The 15,277-nt window shown below is 56.9% G+C and carries 19 protein-coding genes; 12 read left to right on the top strand and 7 right to left on the bottom strand.

The genetic code is table 11. The annotated features are described in order from the left end of the window. Positions 1-54 precede the first annotated feature (54 nt). The 4 genes from CAF87_RS24975 to CAF87_RS24960 form a co-directional block, all read right to left on the bottom strand. Complete coding sequence (locus CAF87_RS24975) at positions 55-576, bottom strand: hypothetical protein (RefSeq protein WP_085733532.1); 522 nt, start codon at positions 574-576, stop codon at positions 55-57. Then, positions 576-1,304 carry an alpha/beta hydrolase gene (locus tag CAF87_RS24970; protein WP_085733531.1) on the bottom strand — a complete coding sequence of 243 codons (729 nt, stop codon included), beginning with the start codon at positions 1,302-1,304 and terminating at the stop codon, positions 576-578. The genes CAF87_RS24975 and CAF87_RS24970 overlap by 1 nt, the downstream gene beginning before the upstream one ends. Positions 1,305-1,307: 3 nt before the next feature. Then, positions 1,308-1,805 carry a PAAR domain-containing protein gene (locus CAF87_RS24965; protein WP_085712569.1) on the bottom strand — a complete coding sequence of 166 codons (498 nt, stop codon included), beginning with the start codon at positions 1,803-1,805 and terminating at the stop codon, positions 1,308-1,310. Between the two features lie 137 nt (positions 1,806-1,942). After that, on the bottom strand, positions 1,943-2,608 hold the full coding sequence (locus CAF87_RS24960; RefSeq protein ID WP_085733530.1) for a ribonuclease T2: 666 nt from the start codon (positions 2,606-2,608) through the stop codon (positions 1,943-1,945). Between the two features lie 169 nt (positions 2,609-2,777). Between CAF87_RS24960 and CAF87_RS24955 the strand changes: the two genes are divergently transcribed. The 8 genes from CAF87_RS24955 to CAF87_RS24920 all read left to right on the top strand — a co-directional run bounded on the left by CAF87_RS24955 (position 2,778) and on the right by CAF87_RS24920 (position 8,930). Further along, positions 2,778-3,260, top strand: coding sequence for a hypothetical protein (locus CAF87_RS24955; protein WP_085733529.1), 483 nt, complete (start codon positions 2,778-2,780; stop codon positions 3,258-3,260). 115 nt (positions 3,261-3,375) lie between these two features. Next, positions 3,376-5,094 carry a copper resistance system multicopper oxidase gene (locus CAF87_RS24950; RefSeq protein WP_085733528.1) on the top strand — a complete coding sequence of 573 codons (1,719 nt, stop codon included), beginning with the start codon at positions 3,376-3,378 and terminating at the stop codon, positions 5,092-5,094. 11 nt (positions 5,095-5,105) lie between these two features. Then, positions 5,106-5,963 carry a copper resistance protein B gene (locus CAF87_RS24945; RefSeq protein ID WP_085733527.1) on the top strand — a complete coding sequence of 286 codons (858 nt, stop codon included), beginning with the start codon at positions 5,106-5,108 and terminating at the stop codon, positions 5,961-5,963. 31 nt (positions 5,964-5,994) lie between these two features. Further along, positions 5,995-6,369, top strand: coding sequence for a copper homeostasis periplasmic binding protein CopC (copC, locus tag CAF87_RS24940; protein WP_085733526.1), 375 nt, complete (start codon positions 5,995-5,997; stop codon positions 6,367-6,369). A 3-nt stretch (positions 6,370-6,372) separates the two neighbouring features. Continuing rightward, on the top strand, positions 6,373-7,236 hold the full coding sequence (gene copD / locus CAF87_RS24935; RefSeq protein ID WP_085733525.1) for a copper homeostasis membrane protein CopD: 864 nt from the start codon (positions 6,373-6,375) through the stop codon (positions 7,234-7,236). A gap of 59 nt (positions 7,237-7,295) precedes the next feature. Then, a complete protein-coding gene (locus CAF87_RS24930; protein WP_256576055.1) occupies positions 7,296-8,087 on the top strand; it encodes a transporter substrate-binding domain-containing protein in 792 nt (263 codons plus the stop codon). A 206-nt stretch (positions 8,088-8,293) separates the two neighbouring features. Beyond that, positions 8,294-8,617, top strand: coding sequence for a hypothetical protein (locus tag CAF87_RS24925; RefSeq protein WP_085733523.1), 324 nt, complete (start codon positions 8,294-8,296; stop codon positions 8,615-8,617). A 55-nt stretch (positions 8,618-8,672) separates the two neighbouring features. Continuing rightward, positions 8,673-8,930, top strand: coding sequence for a hypothetical protein (locus tag CAF87_RS24920; protein WP_085733522.1), 258 nt, complete (start codon positions 8,673-8,675; stop codon positions 8,928-8,930). A 418-nt stretch (positions 8,931-9,348) separates the two neighbouring features. Here the strand turns inward: CAF87_RS24920 and CAF87_RS24915 are convergent, their stop codons facing one another. Both CAF87_RS24915 and CAF87_RS24910 read right to left on the bottom strand, forming a co-directional pair. Continuing rightward, on the bottom strand, positions 9,349-9,564 hold the full coding sequence (locus CAF87_RS24915; protein ID WP_085733521.1) for a hypothetical protein: 216 nt from the start codon (positions 9,562-9,564) through the stop codon (positions 9,349-9,351). A 124-nt stretch (positions 9,565-9,688) separates the two neighbouring features. Further along, positions 9,689-10,051 carry a DUF6124 family protein gene (locus CAF87_RS24910; protein ID WP_085733520.1) on the bottom strand — a complete coding sequence of 121 codons (363 nt, stop codon included), beginning with the start codon at positions 10,049-10,051 and terminating at the stop codon, positions 9,689-9,691. 604 nt (positions 10,052-10,655) lie between these two features. Here CAF87_RS24910 and dusA point away from each other — a divergent pair. Both dusA and CAF87_RS24900 read left to right on the top strand, forming a co-directional pair. Continuing rightward, positions 10,656-11,651 (top strand): tRNA dihydrouridine(20/20a) synthase DusA, encoded by a 996-nt coding sequence (gene dusA, locus CAF87_RS24905; RefSeq protein WP_085733519.1) that lies wholly within the window; start codon positions 10,656-10,658, stop codon positions 11,649-11,651. A gap of 75 nt (positions 11,652-11,726) precedes the next feature. Further along, positions 11,727-12,107 carry a DUF2388 domain-containing protein gene (locus CAF87_RS24900; protein WP_256576053.1) on the top strand — a complete coding sequence of 127 codons (381 nt, stop codon included), beginning with the start codon at positions 11,727-11,729 and terminating at the stop codon, positions 12,105-12,107. On the opposite strand, the gene CAF87_RS24895 is transcribed toward CAF87_RS24900, so the two are convergent. Further along, the gene (locus CAF87_RS24895) at positions 12,108-12,938 is read right to left on the bottom strand and encodes an undecaprenyl-diphosphate phosphatase (RefSeq protein WP_085733517.1); all 831 of its coding nucleotides are present in this window, start codon (positions 12,936-12,938) and stop codon (positions 12,108-12,110) included. A gap of 506 nt (positions 12,939-13,444) precedes the next feature. Between CAF87_RS24895 and CAF87_RS24890 the strand changes: the two genes are divergently transcribed. After that, positions 13,445-14,185 carry a winged helix-turn-helix domain-containing protein gene (locus tag CAF87_RS24890; protein WP_085733516.1) on the top strand — a complete coding sequence of 247 codons (741 nt, stop codon included), beginning with the start codon at positions 13,445-13,447 and terminating at the stop codon, positions 14,183-14,185. Between the two features lie 292 nt (positions 14,186-14,477). After that, positions 14,478-15,122, top strand: a complete 645-nt coding sequence (locus CAF87_RS24885) for a helix-turn-helix domain-containing protein (protein WP_085733515.1) — start codon at positions 14,478-14,480, stop codon at positions 15,120-15,122. Positions 15,123-15,277 lie beyond the last annotated feature (155 nt).

Genomic DNA, 15,277 nt, shown 5'->3' with positions numbered 1-15,277 from the left:
AAATGGATGACCTGCGCGGCGATTTATTTTTCAGGCCACACGCCTCAAGCCGGCTCAGGGCTTGTTGACTTCGCGCAGCAGGTCTGCGACCGGGAGGTTCATGGTGTTTGAGTAGTAGGGTTTGTAGCCGTAAGCGGTGACGACGACTTTGCAGGGGATTTGTTGTTTGCCTGAGAGGAGTTGGTTCAGCTCGCTTGTCGGTAAGTGCCTTTGTGAACTACGGTTGTTATAGGTTTCAACTAGAAACGCGTTAGTAATGTACGAAAAACTGCCATCTCGCCCTTTACCTTTGTCAGACTCAACCAAACCAACTGCAGAAAACTGGATCGCTTTATCAACCGAAAAATCCGTATCATCCGCCAAAGCGCACTCAAGACTTCCAGAAGCCATCCCGACTCTTTCTCCTCGGCCAAAAAGATCCAAAACATCAATATCAGATCTATACCTGATATTGTAAAGCAGCGATCCACTTTTCCTGTCGACAGATAGGAAGCTTAGAGTGGCGGGAGGCTTTAAATGATCTTTAGCACATCCCGCACAGGCGACCAAAAATACGAAAAGTATAAATTTATGCATTAAGAAAACTCTTCCATGATCGAATCATACAAAAGGTCGCTCGCTGATTTTGTTCCAGCTATCGGTGCGTTAAACAGCCACAGTGCATTTGCATGATTTGTGTCGACGCTCACGTTTAGTGAGGGGCCGCAGGACACTAGCCATTTCTCACCAAAGTCTGCCACGCCGTCTGATGGGTCTCTTTGACTGGGTGCCGCTTTGATGTTGATCCAATCGGCGGAGACAGGTTCAGGACGCTCGCGATATATATCAGAGCCCAACCAGACCAAAGCGCCCTCTCCCACGGGATCAAGGGTAATCAACATCTGAATCCGGTAGCCCCACTCCGACATGATTTTTGTCAAATGCGCACCGTTCCATCCCCCGAGGCTATGACCCACAACATAGACAGGGCAAGTTTTGTACGGGACAAGGCTTAAAACATGCCTCTGAATATCCTTTTTCCCTCTGACCTCGTTGTACCCCAGCCACTCCGATCTATATTTCCCCTCTTTCGCTAGTTTTTCGGTTCGTTTATCAAAGCGCTGTTGAGCCCCTTGGATATTTCTATATGGTCCAGAAAAATAGTAACGCTCCTTATCCCCAGCACCTCCCACAAAAAATACAACCGCCTTGGTACTCTCCACCGGAACAGCCTTCACACTGACGTCCTTCTTGTCCGTCAGCGTATGTTCCTTGTGCAGCTTGTAATTGTTGCCTTTCGCGCACGTAACCGTTTCCGCACACATGCCTCATTCCTCCAGAAACAGTTTGATGGATTCCGGAAGATGCGAACTGATGGTGTGGGTGAAACCGCCAGCATCGGACACGCCGTGCTCCATCCGACCGTCCGCACGCTGGATCATGTACGGATGATTCGGCATCGGCTCACCGGTGGTGTCGTTCACCAGCTGCAATTTGTCGGTGAAGTGCACCGGCATTGGCAGCAGCCCGCTGAAGGGTGCGTTCGTCACGGTATCGCCGATGATGACCGTGCCGGATCCACCAATGACCACATTCCCGTGACCACCGGTGCTGTCCAGGGTGGCGGCGTTCAGACCATTGATGAAAACCGTCGAGGAAACGCCACCGGTAATCGGGCTGCCGCACGCCGACTTGTCCGTCATACGCGCAGCGGGCAGCCCGTCGAAATTCACGTTCGGCGAACCACTGACAATCGGGTTGGTGCCATGTCCCGGTAATGGGCAGGCTGTCGGGTCGGTCACTCGGGCAGCGGGTTTTCCGCTCATGAAAAAGCCCCTTGCAGTATCGCGTCATCATCCGTGGGGCGCGCAGCATGAACAAAGTCGCGACGCTGATCAAATCTGCACGCAAAAAAAAGGCGCCTGAAAAGGCGCCTGTTTTTTATGGCCGGTGACCGATTGCGTTACCGCGACGGCGGCACCCGGATATCCCCCGCCCGGCACTGGGTTTTCACGCCCTTGCCGCACGCACCGAACTGCAGGTCCTTGCCCATGCACACCCGCACTTCCGAGAGTTCCGGGCCGTTGCAGATCACGGCGATGCCGTCTGCCGGGATGCCCGGATTGCTCTTGCGGAACAGGTCGGCGATTTCCTGCGCTTCGAAGTAATAAGAGTTGCTGAACGGTTGCAACTCTTGCGGGATTGTCACCGCCGCCACGGCTTTGTCGGCTTCGTCGAAATAGCCCATTGCCCCCAGGCCACTGCAGGTGCCGTGCTTGCTCCATTCGTGATCGAGGAGTTTTTTCGTCGGGAACAATGTCATGCCCTTGGCTGTTTCAGCGGCCGAAAGCGTGGTCAGCGGCGGGCAGGACTCCGGCCAGCCGCCCTTGGCGTATTGCGGCCACAGGCCATGCAGGACAAAACCGTAGCCCTTGCCGGTACATTGCGGGTCGTCCTTGTGGGTGAGGCAGAACGTCGGCGACCAGGACAGCGTCAGCAGGTAGTAATCGAACACCCCCGCCACCGACTCCGTTGGTGCCTTGCTGGCATGTGACTGACGCGCCGAACTCAGGCCGATGCTACCGACCGTCAGCGCAATCAGCGCCATAATTGTAAAAAGCTTTTTCATGTTCCCGTTCCTTGGGACGCGTGCGTCCGTGGTTTCTGTGGTCTGACCGTCAAATGGTCAGGGGCTGATTGAGTCATGCCAGTGTTGCAAGCGCATGACGCAAGGCAAAGCTGTACTACGTTGAAAGGTCTACGATTAATAAGCAGACACCAAAAACAGGGATCCCGAAATGAGTAAAGCAGACGAACTCGCCGCGAAGCTCAAGCAAACCCGGCACACTCACGCGGACGACATCACCTGCACCGAACTGGAAATCGATTGCTGGCCGGCGGTGGTCTACGACCTGTATCACCGCATCGAAAGCTGGTTGCAACCGGTCACCGAGGTGGGACTGAAGATTCGGCGAAATCCTACCCATGTTTGCGAAAGTTCACCGGACGGCGAGTCCCACGACTACGCCATCGACCAATTGATCATCGAGGCCAACCATCACAGCCTGACGTTCGATCCTATCGCGCGATTCACCGAAGACGGTGCCGGCCGCGTGCAGATCAACCTGCCGGGAAGGGAAACATCGCTGCTGCGCACCGTCGACGAACACGGCGAAAGTCACTGGTGGTTGCAGACCATCGAGACCGGTCAACAACTGGATGCGATTGCGCTGACAGAAAACAATCTGTTGTCGGTGGTTCAGGAAGGTCTCGGGTTGTAGGACTTTGTCGTCGCCCCGCAACTGAACCTGACGCAACTGTAATCCGCGCCTCAGCCAACTGAAAGCTGCCGCTGGTTAGCCTCCCCGTCATTGGTCAAACGGGGACTTCCAGCGCATGTTTTCCAACACCTCAAGACGCACCTTCGTCAAAGGCCTGGCCGCCGGCGGTCTGCTCGGTGGCCTCGGCCTGTGGCGCACGCCGGTGTGGGCACTCAACAGTCCCGGTCAACTCAACGAACTGAACGGCACCGACTTCGAACTGTTCATCGGCGAAACCCCGGTCAACTTCACCGGCAAGCCACGTACAGCAATGACCATCAACGGCGGCGTCCCCGGCCCGCTGCTGCGCTGGCGCGAAGGCGACACCGTGACGCTGCGGGTGCGTAACCGGCTCAAAGCCGACACCTCGATCCACTGGCACGGGATTCTGCTGCCGGCCAATATGGACGGCGTACCGGGCCTGAGTTTTCACGGCATCGAACCGGGTGGCGTGTACGTCTACCAATTCAAGGTTCGCCAGCACGGCACCTACTGGTATCACAGCCATTCCGGCTTGCAGGAACAGGCCGGCGTCTACGGGCCGCTGGTGATCGAGGCCCGGGAGCCGGAGCCGTTCCAGTACGACCGCGAGCACGTGGTGATGCTCAGCGACTGGACCGACGAAGACCCGGCCAGCCTGATGAAAACCCTGAAAAAGCAGTCCGACTACTACAACTACCACAAGCGCACCGTCGGCGATTTCATCCATGACGTCGGCGAAAAAGGCTGGGGCGCCACTGTTGCCGATCGCACGATGTGGGCGCAGATGAAGATGAATCCCACCGACATCGCCGATGTCAGCGGCGCCACGTACACCTTCCTGATGAATGGCCACGCTCCGGATAACAACTGGACCGGCCTGTTTCGCCCCGGCGAAAAGCTGCGCCTGCGGCTGATCAACGGCTCGGCCATGACTTACTTCGACGTGCGTATTCCCGGCTTGAAAATGACCGTGGTCGCCGCCGACGGCCTGCACGTCAAACCGGTCACCGTCGACGAGCTGCGCATCGCCGTGGCGGAAACCTATGACGTGATCGTCGAACCCGCCGCCGACGCCTACACCCTGTTCGCCCAGGCCATGGACCGCACTGGTTACGCCCGCGGCACCCTTGCCACCCGCGCCGGTTTGTCGGCCCCGGTGCCGGCGCTGGACCCGCGCCCGCTGGTGACCATGGACGACATGGGCATGGGCGGCATGGGCTCTGGTGGAATGAATCATGGCTCGATGGACATGAGCGCCATGGACCACGCCAGCATGAACATGGGCCCGATGCAGTCGCACCCCGACAGCGAAAAGGACAATCCATTGGTGGACATGCAAGCCATGACCACCGCCCCGAAACTCGACGATCCTGGCCTCGGCCTGCGCAACAACGGCCGCCGCGTGCTGACCTACGCCGACCTGCGCAGCACCTTCGAAGACCCCGACGGCCGCGACCCGGGCCGCACCATCGAGCTACACCTCACCGGCCACATGGAGAAATTCGTCTGGTCGTTCAACGGCATCAAATTCTCCGACGCCGAGGCCCTGCGTTTGAAATACGGCGAGCGCATCCGGCTGGTGCTGGTCAACGACACGATGATGACCCACCCCATTCACCTGCATGGCATGTGGAGCGATCTGGAAGACGAAAACGGCGACTTCCAGGTGCGCAAACACACCATCGACATGCCGCCCGGCACCCGCCGCAGCTACCGCGTGACCGCCGATGCGCTGGGTCGTTGGGCCTATCACTGCCATCTCCTGTACCACATGGAAATGGGCATGTTCCGCGAAGTGCGGGTGGAAGAATGAGGACACCGACCATGACTCGATTTGCCGTGTTTTCGTTGTCACTTATGTCGCTGTCTTCGGTGTTCGCCGCCAGCGACATGCAGGGCATGGACCACAGCCAGATGGGCGATCTGCAAAGCATGGACGACGGAATGATGCAGCCCGCCGCACCGACCGAAAGCCGCACACCGATCCCCGCGCTGACCGACGCCGACCGCACCGCCGTGTTCACCAGTCACGGTGGCCACCAGGTGCACGACAGCGTCATCAACACTTACTTCCTCGCCGACAAACTCGAATGGCAGAACGGCGAAGACGCCAGCACCCTGGCCTGGGATGTGTCCGGCTGGATCGGCGGCGACATTGATCGCCTGTGGCTGCGCTCCGAAGGCGAACGCAGCAACGGCAAGACCGAAGACGCGGAGATCCAGGCGCTCTGGGGCCACGCGATTTCGCCATGGTGGGACGTGGTCAGCGGCGTGCGCCAGGACTTCAAGCCCGGCGCCCCGCAAACCTGGGCCGCGTTCGGTCTGCAAGGCATGGCGCTGTACAACTTCGAAGCCGAAGCCACGGCGTTCCTCGGCGAAAACGGCCAGAGCGCGGTGCGGCTGGAGGGTGATTACGACATCCTGCTCACCAACCGGCTGATCCTGCAGCCCACCGCCGAACTCAACGTCTACGGCAAAAACGATCCGCAACGCGGGATCGGCTCGGGCCTCTCGAACACCGAAGCCGGATTGCGCTTGCGCTATGAAATCCGCCGCGAGTTTGCGCCGTACATCGGCGTGACCTGGAACCGCACCTACGGCAACACCGCCGATTACGCACGGGAAGAAGGCGAGGATCGCAGCGAAGCGCGACTCGTCCTCGGCGTGCGGCTGTGGTTCTGAATCCCTTCAAAAAACAACACAGAGGTCTTGCATGCGTACATTGAAAATCTCCCTGGTCCTCACCAGCGGTTTGCTCCTGAGCACCCTGGCCCAAGCCCACCCGAAATTGCTGTCGTCGACTCCGGCCGAAGGCGCGGACGGCGCGCCACCGGAGAAAATCGAACTGCGCTTTTCGGAGAACCTGATGACCCAGTTCTCCGGCGCCAAACTGGTGATGACCGAAATGCCCGGCATGGCCCACTCGCCGATGCCGATGAAGGCCAAAGTCAGCGCCGGCAGCGATCCGAAAACCATGTTCGTCACCCCGCTCTCGCCTTTGCCGGCTGGCACCTACAAGGTCGAATGGCGCGCGGTGTCATCGGACACTCATCCGATTACCGGCAACGTCACGTTCAAAGTGAAGTGACCGATGGCCGACCTGATCAACATCCTGCTGCGGATGGCGTTGTACGTGGATTTGCTGCTGTTGTTCGGGGTGGCGTTGTTCGGGTTGTACAACGTTGGCGCAACGCTGCGGTTTCGGCCGATGCTGCGCGGGATGGCGCTGTTCGGGGCATTACTGTCGGTAGCCGGTCTGGTACTGATGACCCTCGCCATGAGTGGCGAAACGGAAATCGCGGCGCTGTGGCCACACCTGCAGATGATGCTGTTTGAAACCGATGTCGGGCTGGCGTGGGCGGTGCGGATGATTGCGCTGGCCGTCGTGATGATCTGGCCGGGATTGTGGCTGGCGTCGATGGCCGGCGCACTCGCCCTCGCCTCTCTGGCCTGGAGCGGGCACGGCGCGATGGATGGCGCCTGGCACCTGCTCAGCGACATCCTGCACCTGCTCGCGGCGGGTGCGTGGATGGGCGCCATGTTGGCGCTGGTCTTGATGTCGCGGCTCGACGCTCTGTTCAGCGAAGCGCGTATTCGTTCGCTGGCCGATGCCGTCAAACGTTTCGAAAGCGTGGGCGCGGCGATTGTGATCATCCTTTCAGTGACCGGCGTGGCGAACTACCTGTTCATCGTCGGCCCGAAGTTGGGCGATGTCTTGCTCGGCACCTACGGGATACTGCTGGCAATCAAGGTTGTGCTGTTCGCCGGCATGCTGGTTTTAGCGGCGTTGAACCGCTTTCACCTAGGCCCGTTGCTGGAGCAATCGTTGTGCGACGGCCAGCATCAAGTGGCAGCCAATGCGCTACGACGCAGTGTTGCAGTGGAGCTCGGGATTGCGCTGTTGATCGTGGCGCTGGTGGCGTGGCTGGGAACGCTCGGGCCGGACGCTGGATGACACCCGGCAAACCCTTTCACTACACTGGCCCGCACTCCCACTGCACAGGCCCGATCACAATGACCATTCGAAAAAACACGATGATCTTCTGCGGTTTGCTGGCGCTGGCCTGTACCGTTCAGGCACAAGAATCAGCCTCGCACCTGGACACCATCCAGCAACAAGGCCAGTTGCGCGTCTGCACCACAGGCGACTACAAACCCTACACCTTTAAACGCGCAGACGGCGGTTTCGAAGGCATCGACATCGCCATGGCCCAGTCCCTGGCCGACAGCCTCGGCGTGAAGATCGAGTGGGTGCAGACCACCTGGAAAACCCTGATGCCCGACATGCAGGCCGGCAAATGCGACATCGGCATGGGCGGCATTTCGGTGACGCTGGAGCGGCAGAAAAAGGCCTACTTCAGCAACACCCTCGACGTCGACGGCAAGATCCCGCTGGTGCGTTGCGCCGATCAGTCCAAGTACCAGACCCTTGAGCAGATCAATCAGCCAAACGTGCGCCTGGTCGAACCCGCCGGAGGCACCAACGAGGCCTTTGTCCACGCCTTCCTGCCCCGGGCGCAATTGGCTCTGCACGACAATGTGACGATCTTCGAGCAACTGCTCGACAACAAGGCCGATGTGATGATCACCGACGCTTCCGAAGCGCGGTATCAACAGAAGCAGAAACCCGCTCTGTGCGCCGTCAACCCGGACCGATTCATGCAGTACGGGGAAAAAGCCTACCTCCTGCCACGCGATGACATGAGCTGGAAATTCTATGTCGATCAGTGGCTGCACCTGAGTAAGGCCACCGGAAAATATCAGAGCATCATCGGTAAATGGTTGGTGACACCACAGGCGCAGTGATTAAGGGACTTCTGCGTAGTGCTTCGGTTCGACAATTCAACACTCGGGTGAAAAGTTCAAAAAAAATAAACTTTTTTGTAAGCATAGCGACATATCTGGCGATATGATGGCGGCCCATGTACGAATCTTCCTACAAGATGCGGTACATGGAGACGTAGGAGCATCATTAAATCGTAGCCGCGGTGACGGCATGGAGAAGGTTTTTCGTGGAACTGAAGCACTTCGCACTTCCCAGTCTCGTTTTCATCGGTGTCTGGTTAGCCGCCCTGTTGCTGGCCGAGGTATGGAGACTGTTCTGGAACTGGATTGATGACCATGAGCATCCGATCCAACGCAATCCAGTCATGACTTGGGTGATCAATACATTTTTTCATGAAAATGCCGATGGTCTCGACGTCTGGATTCAGGTTGTACTGATCGCGTTCTGGCCTCTTTACCTGGCCGGCTCACTGGTCTACTTCCTCAGCCTGCAAATCAGAGAACTACGCCGCCGCTACAAACTGAGAAACGGCAAAGCCGTGGACGCCTGAAGCGCCAAAGTCCGTAAAGCAAACTGTAAAGTCCATATAGGCAAGTGATCCTGCAATGAGCACCCCCGAAAAGCACTGCGAGTCTCTTGAACCCCTGAACGTAACACTGTTCGGCCCTGCCCTGGCCGCACTGGCCAAGTACCGCAATGCGGCGCGCGTTTATGGCGGTACCACCGGCGCTCCACAGACGCTCGAGCAGGCCGCACGCCGCAAGGCGTACGACGAGGCTGCTCACGAAATTGCCGGTTACGTTGAAGCACTGGCCGCACTCGCAAACTTCGAATCGACCAAGACACCCCGCGCTTATAAGTGATTCGCCGCGAATCCATGCCGCGTGTCTGCTCCTGAAACAGGTTTACACTTGTTTCACTCTCAAAACGCCCGATGCATCGCATCGGGCGTTTTGCATTTCAAGAACAGGTGCGGATCAGGGAACCCGGCAGTACTGCAATGAACCCTTGCAGTGTTTCGTCCACCTCACTGCCCGGCGCGGCTGTCATACCGCCCTCGCCTACGACGCCAGCTATCACCCCACACCCGAACTCGCCAAAGAAATACGTGTTCACCAGCATCGGCGGGATCGCATCGTACTCTTCCTACGGCGACATCGACCTGTACGGCAAGGAACAGTTTTTCGGGCCGGTGGTGGAAAAATGGCGTTTTTTTCAAACAGTAACTGTACGCGACAGGCAAAACGAACAAGGCCGCCCGCGATGGGCGCCCTTTTCTATTCAATCGTCATGCAACATGCCGGAGCTGTACTGGTTGAGACTGGCACCGATACCGGTGCCGCCGAACTTCAGCGTATTGGCGTTGACGCGCCCTTCGGGCGACTGGCAGTCCGAAGAAAAACAACTGGTGGTGGTCAACCCACCGGAGCCCGAACAGGCACTCAATACCGAGACAGCTGCAGCGATCAACAGCACTTTGACGACATTGGCACTCATGGCACGGCTCCCCAGGGATGAAACGATCTTATCGCTGCATCCTAGGCGCCCCCGCGCGCCGACAACATGAAACTTTCGCCATCGACAGCGCGGGTTCAGGCAGAGCGGTGGTTTCTCTCTGCGCTTACGACTTCGGCTCGACGTGATCCAGCGCCTGATTCACCGCAAGCCCCGCGACCATCACCACTTGCGCGATGCCCAGCGCCGTTTTGCGGTGAGCGGGTTCCAGGATCGCGGCGAAGTTGCTGAGCATTTCACTGGCGGAATCGAGGGACTCGCTGGCGTTGGCCAGGAGGGATTCGCTGGTGTAGGCAGGGTTGGCCAGGAACATGGGGTCGTGTTCGGTGTGACTGCCCATGATGCGTTGTTGCGGGGTGAGGTAATGGTCGAGGGCGCGTTCGGCGGCTTCGTTCAGGGTTCTAGAATCGGGGAATTTGTAGGGGGAAACTGGATCGGTTTCTGGTGGGTTTGGGGTTGGTTTGATCATGGATGAAACTCCTAACACTCTTAGTGAAGGCTTCACCCTTTCGCTACCAAACGAAGGGTGGCGGCCATGAACAGGTTGGTAGACCGGGTGTTAGGAGCCGGCGCGCCCGAAGACGCCCTGTACATGACCACCATAAACCCCGATCGAAAGCACAACCGGAGACGGTGACGCTGTACATCTAACACGCGGGCTACCAAACCCGATCACTGGTTTTCAGTGACCCGAGAACGATAAAAGCCACGGTCTAGACGCACAAGCCGGCGGATTCTGTCTTAGGTGTAGGGGGTGGCGCAAGGTTGTGTAGGGCTTGGATGACCTCAATAGGATTCACGTAAACGATCTAGCCTTTATGTTTAAAACTAGCTCACGGAGTCGTCACTAGCCATGCACTATGGCTAGCACGGCGCCTTGATTGGACCAATGACGGACTGGACTTGTTTTTCACGAAGCACCAGAAAATAAAGAATGGGGACTGATTTATTTATCAGTGCCCCTTTTCAGGCTCCAAACCCCGTCAGCACAGCATTCAGGTCCTCCCCAAGCCCCTCTTCCCCATTCCTGATAAACTCCCCCACCTCCCAGCCACACCGATTCCGTACCCCCAATGTCCCCAATCACCGCCACACCCGCCCCACTCTCCCGCCGTTTCTCCGTCGCGCCGATGATGGATTGGACTGACCGTCACTGCCGGTACTTCCTACGCCTGCTGTCGAAAAACGCCCTGCTCTACACCGAAATGGTCACCACCGGCGCTCTGCTGAACGGCGATCACGAACGTTTCCTCCGTCACAACGAAGCCGAGCACCCGCTGGCTTTGCAGTTGGGCGGCAGCGTCCCGCTGGACCTGGCCGCTTGCGCGCGCATGGCGCAGGAGCACGGTTACGACGAGGTGAACCTGAACGTTGGCTGCCCGAGTGATCGGGTGCAGAACAACATGATTGGTGCGTGCCTGATGGGGCATCCGCAGTTGGTGGCGGATTGTGTGAAGGCGATGCGTGATGCGGTGTCGATTCCGGTGACGGTGAAGCACCGGATCGGGATCAATGGGCGGGACAGTTATGAGGAGCTGTGCGATTTCGTCGGCACGGTGCGGGATGCCGGGTGCACGAGTTTTACGGTGCATGCGCGGATTGCGATTCTGGAGGGGTTGTCGCCGAAGGAGAACCGGGACATTCCGCCCCTGCGTTATGACGTGGCGGCGCGGTTGAAGGCGGATTTTCCGGAGCTGGAGATCGTTCTGAACGGCGGGATCAAGACGATGGAGGCCTGCCATGAGCATTTGCAGACCTTTGACGGCGTGATGCTGGGCCGTGAGGCTTATCACAATCCGTATCTGCTGGCCGAGGTGGATCAGCAGTTGTTCGGTAGTTCGGCGCCGGTGATCACCCGGGCCGAGGCGTTGGCGCAACTACGGCCTTATATTGCCGAGCATCTGGCGACTGGCGGGGCGATGCATCACATCACCCGTCATGTGCTGGGCCTGGGCACCGGTTTCCCGGGGGCGCGCAAGTTTCGGCAGTTGTTGTCGGTGGATATTCACAAGGCCAAGGATCCGTTGGCGTTGCTGGATCAGGCGGCGGAGTTGCTGGCGGGTCGTTGATCGATGCGTTGATTGTGCGGGCAACGAATGAGCGTTGCCCGGTGTTTTGTTGTACTGACAGGATGTCTTTTGGTTATGCCCGCGTTCAGCCGCGTTTTATTCAAGCGTTTCACCCTCCTCGCTTTACTCTCGACTCTCTATGCAAGCGCCCATGCATCCTGTGATTTTTTGAAGGGGTGCGGTGAGGGGGGAGATGGCCCTTTTCAATCTACCCAGATGTCTGGTTTTCTGGTTTTCACGACGACAATGGTCACGGTCGACGGGATGTCGGACATTTCCGGACTGAAAAAACGTGTGTATTCGGTAGAGGAAATAGAAGCGGCACGTTATTTCCTCGCCAGCGACGGCATGCTGAAGGCTGCGTATTTCACGTCAGTCTTGCAGCGTTTTCGTCGGGAATCACCTGATACAGAGTTAAGCGACCTCGCCGTCGCCGCGCTGATCAGCAGTCAGTGATCAGGCCGCCGCTTCCGTCCAGTTCACCCAGCCAAACACCCACGTCGCCAGGATCAGCAAACCAAACGCGATCCGGTACCAGGCAAACGCGGCGTAGCTGTGGTTCGCAATGAACTTCAGCAAGCCCCGTACGGCGATCATGGCGAACACGAATGCGGTGACGAAGCCCAGGGCGAAGACCGGCAGGTCGCCTGCCTGGAACAGGTCGCGGTATTTGTAGCCGGAGTACACAGCAGCGCCGACCATGGTCGGCATCGCCAGGAAGAACGAGAACTCCGTGGCCGCTTTGCGCGACAGGCCGAACAGCAGGCCGCCGATGATGGTCGAGCCGGAGCGGGATGTGCCGGGAATCATCGCCAGGCACTGTACGCAACCGATCTTCAGCGCGTCGGACCACGCCATGTCGTCGACGTGCTCGACACTCACCACATGATTTCGTTTTTCGGCCCACAACATCACGATACCGCCCACCACCAACGCGACAGCAACGGTGATCGGGTTAAACAGATAATGGTGAATGGCGTCGGCGAATAACACGCCTAGAACTACGGCCGGGAAGAACGCGATCAGCAGATTAAGGGTGAAACGTTGAGCATTGCGCTGGGTCGGCAGACCTTTGACGATTTCAAAGATCTTCGGACGAAACTCCCAGACCACGGCAAGAATGGCGCCCAGTTGAATAATGATGTTGAACGCCATGGCGCGTTCGCCGCCGAAGTCGAGCAAGTCGGCAACGATAATCTGGTGGCCCGTACTGGAGATGGGCAAGAACTCGGTGAGACCTTCTACCGCACCTAAAACCAACACCTTGAACAAGGTCAGTAAATCCATTAATCCTCCGTCAGAACGCTCTTGAAGAGCGCCCGGTCAACTGCACTCAGGCATTGAGTATCTGAAATAAAACAATTGGCAGATCAATGCCCATTGCCCGATTCGGTGACGGAGAATAGGTCTTATCAAAAGACACACTCAAGCCATGTTAATAATCGTCTGTCTGTGAACTTGTTCACTTAGTGGCAAAAATAACCTTGCGCCCCTAAAATGTGACCCACCTCACACTCCCCCGATTCTGGCGACAAACCATACTGGCCATAGGACATAAAAATCGGTCGCCATAATTACAAAATAATGGCACCATTGCACATCGCCACCATCTAACGACGTTCGTTTCGTTAGTTCAGCAGCCCGAGAAAATCAACTAAAAGCTTGAAAAGCTTAATTATTGTTAAAAAACTCGGGAGCCACGTCTAAAAATCGCGCGAATGTTACCAATTGTCAGTCACAGATGAGAACCGGTGCTTTAACATCCCGATGTCCGCACTTTTTCGAGTCAAGGCATGATGCTTACAGGGAACTTAGCGACTAGTAGCTCGCACCAGACAAACCACGCGCCAGGTGTTCTTGCCCTGGCGCGTACCCGTGCTGTGGCCGAACACTTCAGAACGCTAATCGCCCAGCATGTGCAGACCGGTCTGACACTGGAAGCCGACTCTTTCACTAGTTCATATCAGCCAAACGAATATCACGGCACCTATCGCGCCATTTTCATCGTGATCGATACTCCGCAAGCACTGGAAGACAATCTGGCGCTGGTGGAGAACCTGCGCACCGAGAACTTGAAGCCGATCATTTGTGCGGTGATTACCGGTCGCGGCGCCCATAACAAGATCAAATACCATCTTGCCGGGGCAGACTTCTGTATCAAGCTCAATACCCTTGCCGATGAGGGTGGCGAGTTGCTGAGTGAGTTCTTCAGCAGTGAAGAATGGCTGCGTGACATTGATCTGATACTGGACCCGACCCGTATCTGCCTCTCCGACACCAGCAAGAAACTGGACATTTCCTTTGCCGAGATGAAGATCCTGGAAGCGTTCTCGCAAACCAGCAATCACATTCTCAGCCATGACGAAATTGCCGGCATCATGGGGCTCAACACGCATTTCTACGACCCTCGCGCACTGGAAAAATCCATCAGCCGCTTGCGTGGGAAAATCAAGGACGTGTACGGTACGAACGCCATACAGAGCATTCGCGGGTATGGCTACCGTCTGATGAGGGGGTTGATCTCGACCGCCTGAGTCAGGGAAATCACCATTTGCAGCATACGAGGGAACGTCTGATGCAACGCTACAACACTCCACGGTCTCACCGTTTTATTTGCAATATCCATCCAATAAAAAGCTGTCAATTGAATGAGCGCTGCAACACTTAAACATAACAATAAATCATTACTCTAAAAGCAGACCCAGTGGAACTTGTCGCGGGCCATAATTGGGCCCAGACCCTGCCTGTCGATTATTTCCGAGCGCGTTATAACTCGTCTGCCGATTACCTTTTAGCCAAATTTGGTGCGTTATTCAGGAGAGAGACATGGAAACCAGTACAACCCTCCCAAGAAAATATTTTGTTGTCGTGACCAACAACTCTGCGTCGCAACGTGAACTCGAGAGCATTCTCTCCAGTGAGCGTTTCAATTCGTTCGGTACGTCTCAGGCACAAATGTTTGTTGAAGGTGTTGCTTCGCCCTCTTCCACTCCCACGCTCATGGAGTTCACTTACCCACGCGGCACAAGGAAAAGCGTCGCTCGCAGTATTGAACATGATACACAGCGCATCTTGGCCACCCTCGAATCCGAGTGGCTGGCGGCACAATCGGTGAACTCGTTCCAGAACACGCCGGCAATAGAAGACACCGGCTCCATTGAAAGCAATGTTCCCTGCACAGAGGCCTGGCATCTGGACAATGACCAGGGCGCACTCGTCAAGGAAGGTGTCGAGATCAGCCTCACCGGCCTCGAAACCGCATTGGTCAGCAAGATGCTGCACCACGAAGAGCGTGTTGTCAGTCGCGACGATCTGATTCTCAGCATCGGTCGGGAACCGGAACAATATCGCGGTCTGGAGATGTGCCTGAGCCGTCTTCAAGACAAATTCAAAAGTGCCAGTAACGGCGAACGACTGTTTCGCGCTGTCCGCAATCGCGGTTATTGCCTGATCCAGGAAGTTGTTGCATAAGCGCAGCCTCCCCATCAACGAACAGAAGCAAGTGCAATTACAAAAATAAAAAAGCACTTTGCTTGGTTTAACCCTCCTTTGTCAGTAATGCCTCCCTCCTCACCCTTCCTACGATAGCAAACAGAACATCGATTGTTCACCCCTCAGCCATTGAC

This window comes from Pseudomonas sp. R38(2017) (assembly GCF_002112395.1).
GTDB lineage: Bacteria > Pseudomonadota > Gammaproteobacteria > Pseudomonadales > Pseudomonadaceae > Aquipseudomonas.
This window is presented reverse-complemented; position numbering and strand designations above follow the sequence as displayed.